Origin of the sequence: Methanosarcina sp. DH2 (assembly GCF_020804225.1) — an archaeon.
Taxonomy (GTDB): Archaea; Halobacteriota; Methanosarcinia; order Methanosarcinales; family Methanosarcinaceae; genus Methanosarcina.
This window is the reverse complement of sequence record NZ_WJBI01000010.1, coordinates 24130-37775: the sequence shown is the minus strand read 5'-3', so window position 1 is coordinate 37775 and position 13646 is coordinate 24130. Positions and strand designations below refer to the sequence as shown.

Below are 13646 nucleotides of genomic sequence, written 5' to 3'. Positions count from 1 at the left end.
GGACCTTGAAAGATTATAGTCATAGGAATTATCGGATTATTGCTCTTGACTGCAAGGTTCCAATTATCAGGATCTTCTGCTTGAACAAAATAAATGCTTGAATAAATAAATGCTTGAATAATACACCACTCTGCACTTATGCGTACTCAGTCAATGCAGACGCAGGGCTTTTGCCTGCAAGTAGGGCAGACACCGGGATACTTTTTAAAGAAAGCTTCTTCAAGATCGACTCCATAGAGGTTGGCAAGAGCCCCTATCCAGGCAAAGCAGTCCGCAAGTTCCTCTTCTATATTTTCAGGTTCTTCTCTGCGAATAGCTTCGGCAAGTTCTCCTACTTCCTCAACCAGCCAGAGCATCGTAGCCTTTCCACCCCTCCTTTTGTCGTTATGGGCGTAGAGTTCATACATAAGCTTCTGAAACTCAGAAATTTCCATATTCTCTCCTGTTTCCTGCCTCTATTCTGTTAAAGCGAGCCGACAACCTGAATAAAGTATCCTGCCGGATAAGTGTCCTGCTGTTTTTTTCCGAATTCAGAGCCTTATAGGGATTTCCCTCTCTTTCAGGTATTCTTTTACTTGATGTATTGAATATTCGCTGAAGTGGAATATGCTTGCTGCAAGGGCGGCATCTGCTTTTCCTTTTGAAAAACCTTCATAGATGTGCTGCGGGTTTCCAACTCCGCCAGAGGCGATGATTGGTACATCCAGCTCTTCAGAAAGCTTTCTTGTAATGGGGAGATCGTAGCCTGCACAGGTTCCATCTCTGTCCATACTTGTAAGCAGGATTTCTCCCGAGCCCAGTTCTTCTGCTCTTTTTGCCCACTGCACGGCATCAATCCCTGTAGCTTCCCTGCCTCCGTAAATTACCACTTCATACCAGGCAGGGGTCCCGTCTTCCAGCTCCAGAACAGTTTTGCCGGGATTGTTCTTTATATCTGTATTTCGCCTGCAGTCAATAGCAGTAACAATACATTGGGCTCCAAATATGTCAGAGGACTCTTTGATAAAATCAGGGTTCTTTACTGCTGAAGTGTTGACCGAAACTTTATCCGCGCCTGCCCTGAGGATCTGGCGGATAGCATCAATCGAACCGATCCCGCCTCCCACTGTAAGAGGGATAAAGACCTCATCTGCAGTCCTTTCAATCACATCGATCATGGTTTCCCTGCCGTGAGCTGAAGCTGTGATGTCCAGGAAAACAAGTTCGTCTGCGCCGTCTTCATTATAGCGCTTGGCGAGCTCCACAGGGTCTCCGGCCTCTTTCAGGTCCACAAACTCCACGCCCTTGACAACACAGCCGCCTGCCCTGTCAAGGGTCACATCAAGGCATGGTATGATTCTTTTGGTGAGCATCTAAGGGATAATGAAGTTAACTGTTATTAAAAGCTTATTGAAATTGAACGGAAGAAGAGATTTCGTATTTCTCTTTCGCGCCGCTCGGGCTTGGGCCGACCTGCCAGCCAGATAAAAAGCGATCCAAAGGACGGCACCGTAATTAAAAGACGGATACTGGAGGAATATCTTCAGAACCAGGAGAATATTTTCCTTTACCCCGGAAACCGTTTTTAATTCAGGTAAACATCAGCACCTCCACCAGCTTGTCTGAAGAATCGAAAAAAGAAGAAAAACAGATTTGAAAGAGAGATTAGACCTAAATTTATGCCGATTTGATATGTTAAATTATCGTTCTTACACAAAAGTCCTCAGCAGTTTTTACTTTCCTGCTTTTATTTTCTTTATTTTCTTCTTTTTTGCTTTTTTGGGGGAAGACCGCTCTCCTGCGTCGAGCGTGATAGGAACAACACAAGATAGAGAATAATTGCACGTGTAAAAATATCTATAATTTAGTCCCTCTGAACAAAGAGAAAAGTAACGTTACTCATCCATAAGTTAGTCTTCTTGAGCGAAACGAAGTGGAGCGAAAAGGACGGCGGGCTCCCGAATCGCAACTAGGGAATCGAAACTCGGGAGATCTAACCGAAAATATTCATCACACGTGCGCCTTCAAGTCTGGACATCTCTATTTCGGAACATTCAAGCACTTTTTTTCTAATCCTTATCGGGGCTCCCACCCTGAGGGCGAGGGCAATGCAGTCGCTTGGTCTTGCATCGAACTGCATTATGTTATTGTCCTTTCTTACCAGGAGACGTGCATAATAGACCTTGTCCACCTTATCATCGATCATTACGCCCTCTACCTTTATTTCCAGGCGGTCGAAAATATTGACCATGAGGTCGTGGGCCATCGGGCGAGGAGGAGATATATTCTTAAGCACGTTTCCTATTGAAAGAGCCTCCAGATGTCCAATATATATGGGAAGCATCTCGCCTTTCAAATTCTCTAGAAGTACAACAGGAGTAGGGTCACTGAAAACATCGACTATATAGACATCCTTGACATGAATTTCTTCAAAATCCTCGTAGTTATCGATGTCCATATCCAGTAGTTAATTTCACATATATTAATACCTTATTTAATTCTTTAAAGATTATTAAAAGAGATGCTTATAGCCTTGCTTCAGACTTTTTCTAATATCAAATTTTTGCATTCTCAATTTTTTGGAAAGCCATGTTTACCGAGCATGGGCACGAAGGTAACTTCACCTTTTCTTTTTTTATGTATATTGCCATTGCTGTCTTTTTTAACCCTTATAAGTTCCTGGGAATAGTTCCCTACAGGAATCACCATTATGCCCCCGGGCTTCAACTGTTCCAGCAGAGTCTCAGGGATAGATGGAGCTGCGCACGTTACAGCTATCCTGTCATAAGGTGCATACCTGGGATAACCCGTTGATCCATTCTTAAGTAATACTGTAACATTATCGTACCCTGTTTCCTCCAGGTTCTTCCTTGCGAAATTTACAAGAGGTTCTATACGTTCCACAGTGTATACATGTCCGGTTTTTCCTACGAGCTCTGCCATCACTGCAGCATTATATCCGGAGCCTGCCCCAATTTCCAGGACTTTATGTCCTTCGGAAAGCTCCAGGATTTTACACATAATAGCAACCATATGAGGGGCAGATATTGTTTGCCCGTATCCGATTTCCAGAGGTCTGTCCGTATAAGCTGCTCTTTGCTCATACTCCGGAACAAACCTGTGCCTGGGAACATGGAGCATAGCCTTGAGCACTTTTTCTTCCAATACGATATCCTTAAGCCTTTCTACAAGGAGCTTGCGAAGCTTTTCGAATTCTTTTTCTTCTTTTTTTCTTCTCTTGCTGTCCCTGCCATAGTCCTTTTCAGAAATCGTATTGACCAGAACCATCCCCTTCTTTCTGGCAAAAATTCGTTTCACATATTTTGTAAGCACAATGTCGCCTTTTCTGGACCTCAGTACCCCACCCTAACTTTTATTTTATCAATTAAAAGGCATGTATTCCAATTTTTTCTATCTGAACCATATCCTCGGTTTTTTAGAATCCGAATTTGCCTCTCAATGGTACGAAAACAACCCCGCCTCTTGTCTCTTTGTGTACATTGCCTTCGTTATCTTTTTTAATCCGGATAAGATCCTGAACATAATTTCCAACAGGAATTACCATTATCCCTCCGGGTTTCAACTGCTCAAGTAGAGGTTTGGGTATATCGGGAGCTGCGCATGTCACAGCTACCCTGTCGTAAGGAGCATATCCGGAATAGCCAATGGACCCGTCTTCGAGCAGTACGGTAACATTTTCGTAGCCTGCTTTATTCAGGTTTTCCCTTGCAAAATTCACAAGTGATTCTATTCGTTCAATAGTGTATACATGCCCACTCTTCCCTACAAGTTCCCCCATTACAGCTGCGTTATATCCCGATCCTGTCCCTATCTCCAGAACCTTTAGCCCTTCCGAAAGTTCGAGGAGATCACACATGATAGCAACCATGTGAGGGGCAGATATAGTTTGCCCGAAACCGATATCCAGAGGCGTATCAATGTAAGCCCCCTTTTTCGCGTATTCAGGTACAAACATATGCCTTGGGACCCTGAGCATGGCTTTGAGAACTCTTTCGCTCGTTCCTTGGATCTCAAGCCCTCTTACGAGACGCTCGCGCATCTCTTCGAGTTTATGCAGTTCTTCCTTGTCTTCCTGTTTTTTTCTTCCCTTTTTTTCGATGTGGCTTTCTTTACCACGGTCCTCTTCTGATCCCACCCTGTATTGACCCTTCTCTTCTTCCCTTTCTGGCAAATATACGTTTTACATATTTTGCAAATACAACATCGCCTTTTCTTGACCTGAACAGTCCATCCCTTACCTTTATTTTGGTGATGAAAAGCCTGGTGTTTCCAACTTTCTCCTCCGCTCCCACTACAAACTCATAGTCTCCGGGAACACGTTTTTCTATTACTTCCGTTTTGTCGGTACCTTCCTGTGCGGAAAATTTTACAGTTACTTCATCAATTGCCCTGCCCCACACTGTTTCTATTCCTTCTGCCTTGCCTGCATTGACACGTTTTCCCCCTGCTTCAATGGAGGTGATCAGGATAGGGCATACCATTCCTGTTTCCTCGTCATCAACGACGAGCTCGTCATCCACATGAAGGACGGTCTCGGAGTCCAGATCGGTTTTGAAGGTATTTGAGACGTCCATCTTGCTAACAATGACCCTCAAGCTGACGTTTTTCGGGGTTTTCATCTTTGCAGGGTGCACCTGGCCGCACTTCATACAGCGGACAAGCGGGCTCTGTCCTTCTTTCAGAACTTCGTGCGCAACTTCCTCCCGCGGGGAACAGGAAGGGCACTCAATATCAATTTCTCTTGTCATGGTCTAATCAGTACATGGATTCAAGATACTAAATACTTAACTTCTCCGGTGACGTCTTCGCCTGCCATATCTTTACCTTCAGAATAAGTCAGGACAGAAAAGTCCCATTTAAAATAAATTCGAGATAAAGATAAAAGACTCAGAAAAGAGTAAAAAAGCAAATGGTTCCTTAGATTGAGCCCGGAATCTGGACACTGTTATCCTATTATCATCCATTTATTATCCATTTATCATCCATCATCCATTTATCATCAATTTATCGTCCATTATCCTGGAAATCAACCATCTCCGGTTTTATGGTTAGTAGACTGAATTTAAGTTTTTCCAGCCAGGCTAATGATTTATTTTGTTACTATATCCAGCAAGCCCAAGATTCATTTGGCGTAGGGTAAAGAAGGCGTCATACATTATTTACCGGTGTTTTAGACAACACCAACTAATTTTTTCTGTGTGCCTGCAAATCATGTTTCCTGCACTATTTTGAAACCTTTTGAAGAAGCAGAAACTTCAATTGCGGGTTTCATATTCTCCGGGGATACAGGGTGTTTTTGTCTCATTTTCCTTTTCTTTCCGAAGGTGATTTCTTCAAGAGGCCTTACCCAGATTGTATCAAGTTCCTCAGCAAAAGCAGAAGGCACGCGTCTGACTCCTGCCTGCAGCGAGGTTATAATGAATGGATTTTCTTCACTGGTTTTTAGCGTATCCAGAACTATCTCCTCGTCTTCGTAAAGAAGCTCTCCTGCGTCCAGTTTTACCCATTGGGTGAAAGGATGTTCTATCCTGTTTACAAAAACCCTTACGCTTATTTTGTTCGGGATTTTTATTCCTGAGGCAACATAGACAAGCCCGCACTCAAGACAGTGCACTATAGGACTTTTTCCAAATTTTACCAGTTCATGCGAGACTTCTTCCCCAGGCGAACATGAGGGGCATTCGATATTGATATGCTGTGTCATGGCAGGTCCGTTTTCTAATTCTCTTTATTCTACTTAATTGTTTGGTAAAACCTTTTATATGATAATTAGGAAAGCTACTTCCGTTTTCTTTTGTCCCTGCCCGATATCAAAAGTTTTATTATAATGAAATGCGTAGTCTTACATCTCAATTATGAGATGCGTCTCAAAATTAAGGCAATACAGGTGCCGATAGTGCCGGACATTGAATATCTGAAGAAACTTGCCCTTATAGGGGCAGTGAATAAAACTGTTAAGGTCTCTTCTAGTGAGTTTCACAAGCATACGGGGGACAGCTCTAAAACCGCAGCACGAAAGCTAAAACAGCTTGAGGAAGAGCGGTTAATCGAAAGAAAGATAGTTCCCGGTGGCCAGTTGATAAAAATGACAGAAAAAGGGATTGAAATCCTAAAGAACGAATACGTTGAATACAGCAGGATCTTTTCCTCAGAGCCAGATACTCTGGAACTCGAAGGAAATGTGCTTAAAGGCCTTGGCGAAGGTCAGTACTATATAAACATTCCAGGATACCGGAAACAATTTGAAGAAAAACTGCACTTTGTACCTTTCCCGGGTACACTGAATGTGCAGCTTTCGGAAAGTAGCTCGGCTCTTAGAAACCGGCTTCGAGAAATGCCTGCTGTCCGGATAGACGGTTTCAATGACGGGGAACGCACTTTCGGAGGCGGGAACTGTTATCCTATCAGAGTAGGGGGTATAGAAGCTGCTGTGATCGTCCCTGACAGGACACATTACCCCTTGGATTTAATTGAGATTATTGCACCGCTAAAACTCAGGGATGCCCTGAAATTGAAAGATGGAGATAGAATTGTGACACGGGTAAAAAAACAGGGTATGGAGGGACAGGAATGAGCGAGAGCATGGTATACGAATGCCTGAAGTATGGTAATGAGAACATCAACAGGGCACTGGAAGCCCTGCGTGCCGGAAAAATGATCCAGATCTATGACTCGGACTCCCGGGAAGGAGAAACAGATCTTGTGATCCCTGCAAAGGTTGTTACTTACACGGATGTTAAGTGGATGCGAAAAGATGCAGGCGGGCTTATCTGCGTGGCAGTAGATCCTGTGGCGTCAAAACAGCTCAGGCTGCCTTTTATGGCAGATCTTGTTCGGGAGGCCAGCAAAACCAGTGAGTCTCTCGGAGAAGTTGTTGAAAAGGACGGGGATCTTAAGTACGATTCACACTCATCTTTTTCCCTCTGGGTCAACCACAGGGATACGAGAACAGGCATCCCTGACCTTGAAAGAGCCCTTACAATCCGAAAAATCGGGGAAATCACGGAAAACTCCCTTTCCGGAAACGGAGTCCGTTTTGGAAACGAATTCAGGACTCCTGGTCATGTAGCTCTCCTCAGGGCTGCCGAAGGACTTCTCGAAGAGCGCATGGGCCAGACAGAGCTTTCAGTTGCACTTGCCCGCATGGCAGGAATCACCCCTGCAATGGTTGTCTGTGAGATGCTGGACGATGAGAGCGGGAAAGCCCTCTCAAAAGAAATGTCAAAAGAGTACGGCGAAGAACACGGGCTTATCTTTCTCGAAGGGCAGGAAATAGTTGAAGCCTACATGATATGGACAGGCTCAGAGTGCTGAAATCCATCTTTTTTTTATTCCCCTTTTTGTCTTTTTTATTTCTTTTTTGTCTTTTTTATTTCTCTTTTTGTCTTTTTTATTTCTCTTTTTGTCTTTTCTTTTTTGCTTTTGATTTCTTTTTCATTTTTCTTTTTCATTTTTCTTTTTCATTTTTCTTTTTCTCTTATTTGAATGCTCGCGGTCCATAGTTAGCCGGTTGATATTACTATAGGGCAGCCTGAATGGCATATTTCAACCTTTCTTTGCAAACGTCGAGCACGGCTTAGCCGGCCGGTTTCAATCAAAATACGGATCAATTTTCAACCGCACTGGAAAAATAGAGTGACAAATTATTACTTCTTGACCTTGGATAATCTGCATGTTGACAGCAGAATATTATAATATCAAACAACGCAAGTTAGTATACAATAATAGCATTATTCTGACTTACATAGCCTTTGATTTTTTCATTTTCTGTCCTGATATTTCGCAGTTTGCAGTTAGGGGTGTCGTCCGGTGATACACAGGTTTAAAAAAGTCCAGCGAGTCCTTGTCCTTGTACTTTTCCTGAATCTCGCCGTAGCTTTTGCTAAAATCATTTACGGCACTTTTACCAATACCCTCAGTATGACCGCGGACGGCTACCACTCCTTATTTGACGGGGTCTCGAACATTGTGGGGCTTGTGGGAAGTTTTATTGCAGCGCGCCCTCCGGACAAAGAACACCCTTACGGCCATCAGAAGTATGAAACCGTAGCCTCTATTTTTATTGCCTTACTTCTACTTTATGTAGGTTTTGAGATTTTCCGGCATGCACTTGACCGTTTTCTTATCCGGAGCGTGCCTGAAGTTACAGCTATCAGTTTCCTCGTAATCCTGGGCACGATGTGCATTAACTATCTGGTCACTCACTATGAATACAGGCAGGGCATATCCCTGAGAAGCCAGGTTCTTATTGCAGACTCTCTGCACACGAAAAGCGATATTTATGTCTCTCTCTCGGTAATAGTAAGCTTGGCTGCTATAAAACTGGGTTTTCCTCTTCTGGACCCTTTAATCGCTCTTCTCATATCTTTTATTATCTTCAGAGCCGGGTTCAGGATTATGAAGGAGAATTCAAAGGTTCTGCTCGATATGTCCCGGCTTGAAGAAGAGGAGATCTGCAACCTTGTTATAGGAGTTGAAGGAGTAATCGGCTGCCATAAGATCCGGACGCGCGGCGGCATGGGCGATATTCGGATAGATATGCACGTGCTTGTGCAGCCTGACTTGCCTCTTGAAGAAGCACACCTTATCGCTCACAGGGTAAGCAAAATGCTGAAGGCTGAATATAAAGACGTTACTGATGTGGTTGTGCACCTCGAGCCCGCCTTACCCCAAGGATCAAATAGCAAAAAAACCAGTTAAGATGCATGGCTGGAAACGTTTTCGGGCAAATGTTTCGAATCACGACATGGGGCGAGTCTCACGGCAGGGCTGTAGGTGTTGTTGTCGACGGATTGCCTGCAGGACTTCCTTTTTCCGAAGCCGATATCCAGAAAGAACTGGACAGGCGGCGCCCCGGACAAAGCGAAGTCTCCACACCTAGAAATGAAGCTGACAGGGTGGAGATACTTTCCGGAATTTTCGAAGGCATGAGTACAGGCACTCCCATTTCCATGCTGGTCTGGAATTCTGACGCTAGGTCTTCTTCTTACGATGCTATTAAAAATACTCCCCGCCCCGGACACGCTGATTTTACGTACATGGCCCGCTACGGAATAAGGGACCACCGCGGAGGGGGAAGATCCTCTGCAAGGGAGACAATAGGCAGGGTTGCAGGCGGTGCCCTGGCAAAGCTTCTGCTTTCAAGCTTCGGAATCCAGGTAGCTGGGCACGTCATGGAACTTGGCGGAATCCGGGCAAAACCTCTCTCTTTTGAAGAAATCCTTGAAAATGTTGAAAAAACGCCTGTTCGCTGTGCCGATCTCGAGGCTGCTGAAAAAATGCTTGAAAAGGTTGCAAACCTGCGGAAGGAAGGAGACAGTGTCGGTGGAATTGTCGAGGTTATTGCAAAAGGAGTGCCCGCAGGCCTCGGAGAACCCGTATTTGACCGTCTGGATGCAGACCTTGCAAAGGCCCTGATGAGTATCCCCGCCGTCAAAGGCTTTGAAATCGGGGCAGGATTTGAGGCTGCCCGTATGCGTGGAAGTGAAATGAACGATTCCTTCCGTATGGAGGGGGAAAATATCACCTGTACGAGCAATAACGCAGGCGGGATCCTCGGCGGAATCTCAACAGGCCTGGATATTGTTTGCCGTGCAGCAGTAAAACCCACCCCTTCTATAGGGAAACTCCAGCAAACTGTCGACCTTATAACCCATGAAAATGCTGAAATCTCAATTAAAGGAAGGCATGACCCGACGATTCCCCCGCGTATGGTGCCGGTTGCCGAAGCCATGGTTGCCCTTGTGCTTGCAGACCATATGCTCAGGAGCGGCTTTATCAATCCAAGAACCCTGCTGGAATAAAGATATGCGATTCAATTACTATAACGCAAATCTGATAACCGTTGTAGGCTCAATAAAACATATGTAGATGACAAAATAAATAGAAGAAAATTAATATTGATTTGTCATATGGCTATATAGCACTGTGAGAGCTGTCACCTCTCCCACCAAATAAGGTTTTTGACTCTTCCAAATATCGCTCTGCACAGGATTTTTAAGTGAAAGTCTAATTATGAAGTACGGGAAGGCAAGACCGCCCACTAAAAAGACAACTGAATTTTTGCTTTATACATAGCCAAGCAGGAGAAAATTTTGGAATGAGGGAAATCCTGAGAAAATCTGGCATTGATATAATTGGAGATGTGCCCTGGGGAACTCACCTCTGTCAATTCTATCAGACAAAAGAAGATTTGATGGATATACTGGTCCCTTATTTCAAAGCAGGGCTGGAAAATAACGAGCTTTGTGTGTGGATCACATTACAACCTCTGGAAGTAGAAGAGGCAAAAGAAGCTCTTAGAAGGGCTGTTCCTGATTTTGATGTTTATCTGGAGAGAGGGCAAATGGAAATTATCCCCTATACTCACGGGTATATGAAGGAGGGTGTTTTCGATCCGGAGAGAGCCGTAAATAGATGGGTTGAAAAAATCGATCAGGTTCTGGCAAGGGGCTATGATGGACTGAGAGCTACAGGGGACAATCGCTGGCTGGAAAAAGAAGGCTGGGATGATTTTGTTGATTATGAGAATAAAGTGGATGCTATTATCGACAAACACCACGTAATAGCTCTATGCCCATATTATCTCGATATGTGCAGCACAGCCGAGATTATCGATGTAGTCTCCAACCATCAATTTGCTTTGGTCAAAAGGGACGGTAAATGGGGACGGATAGAAAATTCCGGAAGGAAGAGGGCGGAAAAAGAAGCTATTCAGGCTGCACAAAATTGGAAATACACCTTCGATACCGTGCCAGACCTGATAGCCATAATTGATGATAAATATAGAGTTGTTCGTGCAAACAGAGCCATGGCGGCAAGATTGGGGGTGACACCAGAAGAGTGCGTAGGGTTAACCTGCGATCGTGTTATCCATGGGACAGACAGGCCCCCCTCTTTTTGCCCGCACCGGCAGTTGCTTAAGGATGGGGCTGAGCACACTGTAGAGGTTTTCGAGGATTATCTTGGTGGTTATTTCTTAGTGAGCGCCTCGCCACTATATGATTCGGAAGGAAAACTCATTGGGAGTGTTTATGTCGCCCATGATATCAACGAACGCAAACAAGAAGAGCACAGAATAAGCAGATACAACCTTATTCTTGAGGGAATCAACCGGATCTTCAGCAATGTGGTGCAGGCAAAAACAGAAGAAGAACTGGGAAATGCATGTCTCTCTGTGGCCCTGGAAATTACAGGCAGTAAGTTTGGTTTCATTAATGAAATGGGCTCTGACGGAATGCTGCATGATGTTGCAAAAAGCGAGCTGGCATGGGAACAGTGCCTTATGTACGACAAGACAGGGCATCGCGTCCCCCGAGTGACTTTGTTGTCCATGGCCTGTACGGCAGTGTCGTCATCAACGAGAAAAGCTTCTTTACCAATAATCCACTGTCACATCCCGACAGCATTGGCTTGCCTCAAGGCCATCCTTCACTCACGTCGTTTCTTGGCGTGCCCCTTGTCCGGGACGGGAAAACGATGGGCTTGATTGCGGTCGCAAACAGTGAAGGAGGCTATAGCTGCGAGCACCAGAAGGATCTCGAAGCTATCGCGCCAGCAGTGGTGCAGGCTCTACAGAGGAAAAGGTCGGAAGAATCTCTCAGATTATCTAATATTTATAATCGTAGCCTTATTGAAGCCAGCCTGGACCCTTTAGTAACCATTGGGCATGATGGTAAGATTACGGATGTCAATAATTCCACTGAAACAGTTACCGGTTATTCTCGAGATGAACTCATAGGTACCGATTTCTCAGATTACTTTACTGAGCCTGAGAAAGCCCATAAAGGCTATCAACAGGTATTCACATATGGCAAAGTTTGGGATTATCCTCTAGAGCTACAGCATAAGGATGGGCGTATAACTCCTGTTTTGTATAATGCCTCAGTTTATAAAGACGAAGCTGGCAAAATTATTGGGGTTTTTGCTGCGGCACACGATATTACTGAGCGCAAAAAAGCAGAAGAAAATCTAAAAAAAGCACATGATAATTTAGAACAATTAGTTAAAAAACGAACAGAAGAGCTTGAAAAGGCTTACATCTCATTGAAAGAAAGTGAAAAAGGCTTCGCTGAAGCTCAAAAGATGGCCCATATTGGAAACTGGGACTGGGACCTTGTAACTGGTGAAGTATACTGGTCTGATGAACTGTATCGTATTTATGGACGTAATCCTCAAGAGCCAGGTGCAACTTACTATGAGCTTTTTAATTATGTCCACCCTGACGATAGAGACTATGTAGAACAAAATATTCAGAAAGGGCTAAATGAAGAACCCAAAAGTGGCATTGACTATCGTATTGTTTTAGCTAATGGGGAAGAACGTACAGTCCATTCACAAGCTGAAGTTATCTTTGACGAGCAGAAAATTCCTGTTCGAGTGAAGGGAATAGTTCAGGATATTACTGAACGTAAAAAATCAGAAGAGAAAATTAAGATACTCGCAAATGTTGTGGAATCATCGAACGATGCTATTGCAACTGAGTCTCTTGATGGTATTATTACCAGCTGGAATAAGAGTGCAGAGCAGATTTATGGTTATTCAGCTGAAGAAATTCTGGGAAAAAACGTATCAATACTTGAACCAGATACTATTAAAGGGGAAGTAAAACAGTTAATTGAAAAGATTAAACAGGGAGAAAAGGTCCAGCACTACGAAACTTTACGGGTAAAAAAGGACGGTACAATAATAAATGGTTCGATAACTCTTTCTCCGATTTTTGATTCACATGGAAAGCTTGTAGCTATCTCAGGTATTGCCAGAGATATTACTGAACGTATTAAGGCAGAAAAATTACTGGCAAAAGCTGAAGAGGCGAGAATGAAAGAAATTCACCACAGAATCAAAAACAATTTGCAGGTAATCTCTTCCCTGCTAGATCTCCAGGCTGAAAAGTTCCGGGATAAAGAGGTACTCGAAGCTTTCAGGGAAAGTCAGAACCGGGTAACCTCAATGTCTCTTATCCATGAAGAACTCTATAAAGGGGAAGGAAACGACACACTGAACTTTTCTGCTTACCTTCAAAAATTAGCTGAAAGCCTTTTCCAAACTTATAGACTTAGTAGTAAAAATGTCCGCCTCTGCATGGATCTGGAAGAAAATACACTCTTTAATATGGATGTTGCTGTCCCGTTAGGAATAATTGTTAATGAACTCGTTTCCAACTCTCTCAAACATGCATTTACTGAGAAAGAAGAAGGGGAAATACGAATCAAGCTTTGCCGGAAAGAAAAGAATAACGAAATAGATAAATCTCTTTTCAGCCTGACAATTTCAGATAACGGAAAAGGAATTCCTGAAAACGTAGAATTAGAAAGTTTTGAATCACTCGGACTGCAGTTAGTAAGCATCCTGGTTGACCAGCTGGATGGAAAAATTGAGCTTAAACGAGACCAGGGAACAAAATTCAGAATTACATTCAGGGTAGCGGAAAGATCATAAGCCCGGATAAAAAAAGTACATAATCTTCAAGACACTCATATTCAAAAGACCTTTCTTGCTGTTCGGTTAACCTATTTGTTTCGATTTAGACTTATGGGTTTACATAAGCTGCAACGAAAGAAACCCATTCCTTATTGATCGCATCCAACCTAATACAAATTATTGGTATCTATGAGGAAGACAGAACGTAACTACTCCCGTCACCT

Annotated in this window: 11 protein-coding genes and 1 pseudogene; 5 read left to right on the top strand and 7 right to left on the bottom strand. The window is 43.7% G+C overall.

What is annotated here, in order from left to right:
• Nucleotides 1-146: 146 nt before the first annotated feature.
• From FXV91_RS11860 to FXV91_RS11830, 7 genes are all read right to left on the bottom strand, one after another.
• Nucleotides 147-434: a MazG nucleotide pyrophosphohydrolase domain-containing protein gene (locus FXV91_RS11860; protein ID WP_229390813.1), complete on the bottom strand. Its 288-nt coding sequence runs from the start codon at nt 432-434 to the stop codon at nt 147-149.
• 96 nt (nt 435-530) lie between these two features.
• Nucleotides 531-1352 carry an imidazole glycerol phosphate synthase subunit HisF gene (hisF, locus tag FXV91_RS11855; RefSeq protein ID WP_229390812.1) on the bottom strand — a complete coding sequence of 274 codons (822 nt, stop codon included), beginning with the start codon at nt 1350-1352 and terminating at the stop codon, nt 531-533.
• 620 nt (nt 1353-1972) lie between these two features.
• A complete protein-coding gene (locus tag FXV91_RS11850; RefSeq protein WP_229390811.1) occupies nt 1973-2437 on the bottom strand; it encodes a bifunctional nuclease family protein in 465 nt (154 codons plus the stop codon).
• Nucleotides 2438-2550: 113 nt separating this feature from the next.
• Nucleotides 2551-3267, bottom strand: a complete 717-nt coding sequence (locus FXV91_RS11845) for a protein-L-isoaspartate O-methyltransferase (protein ID WP_229390952.1) — start codon at nt 3265-3267, stop codon at nt 2551-2553.
• A 148-nt stretch (nt 3268-3415) separates the two neighbouring features.
• Entirely contained in the window at nt 3416-4135 is a 720-nt protein-coding gene (locus tag FXV91_RS11840) for a protein-L-isoaspartate O-methyltransferase (protein WP_345945510.1), read from the bottom strand.
• Nucleotides 4110-4748 carry an HVO_0476 family zinc finger protein gene (locus FXV91_RS11835; RefSeq protein WP_229390809.1) on the bottom strand — a complete coding sequence of 213 codons (639 nt, stop codon included), beginning with the start codon at nt 4746-4748 and terminating at the stop codon, nt 4110-4112. Before FXV91_RS11835 ends, FXV91_RS11840 begins: the two co-directional genes overlap by 26 nt.
• A gap of 461 nt (nt 4749-5209) precedes the next feature.
• Nucleotides 5210-5704 carry an HVO_0476 family zinc finger protein gene (locus tag FXV91_RS11830; protein ID WP_229390808.1) on the bottom strand — a complete coding sequence of 165 codons (495 nt, stop codon included), beginning with the start codon at nt 5702-5704 and terminating at the stop codon, nt 5210-5212.
• Nucleotides 5705-5860: 156 nt separating this feature from the next.
• Here FXV91_RS11830 and FXV91_RS11825 point away from each other — a divergent pair, with 156 nt between their 5' ends.
• The 5 genes and pseudogenes from FXV91_RS11825 (at nt 5861) to FXV91_RS11805 (ending at nt 13440) form a co-directional block, all read left to right on the top strand.
• A complete protein-coding gene (locus tag FXV91_RS11825) occupies nt 5861-6574 on the top strand; it encodes a winged helix-turn-helix domain-containing protein/riboflavin kinase (RefSeq protein WP_229390951.1) in 714 nt (237 codons plus the stop codon).
• A complete protein-coding gene (gene ribB / locus FXV91_RS11820; protein WP_229390807.1) occupies nt 6571-7314 on the top strand; it encodes a 3,4-dihydroxy-2-butanone-4-phosphate synthase in 744 nt (247 codons plus the stop codon). The genes FXV91_RS11825 and ribB overlap by 4 nt, the downstream gene beginning before the upstream one ends.
• A 495-nt stretch (nt 7315-7809) precedes the next feature.
• The gene (locus FXV91_RS11815; RefSeq protein ID WP_229390806.1) at nt 7810-8700 is read left to right on the top strand and encodes a cation diffusion facilitator family transporter; all 891 of its coding nucleotides are present in this window, start codon (nt 7810-7812) and stop codon (nt 8698-8700) included.
• Between the two features lie 5 nt (nt 8701-8705).
• Nucleotides 8706-9803, top strand: a complete 1098-nt coding sequence (aroC, locus tag FXV91_RS11810; RefSeq protein ID WP_229390805.1) for a chorismate synthase — start codon at nt 8706-8708, stop codon at nt 9801-9803.
• Between the two features lie 296 nt (nt 9804-10099).
• A pseudogene (locus FXV91_RS11805) lies at nt 10100-13440 on the top strand (PAS domain S-box protein).
• Nucleotides 13441-13646 lie beyond the last annotated feature (206 nt).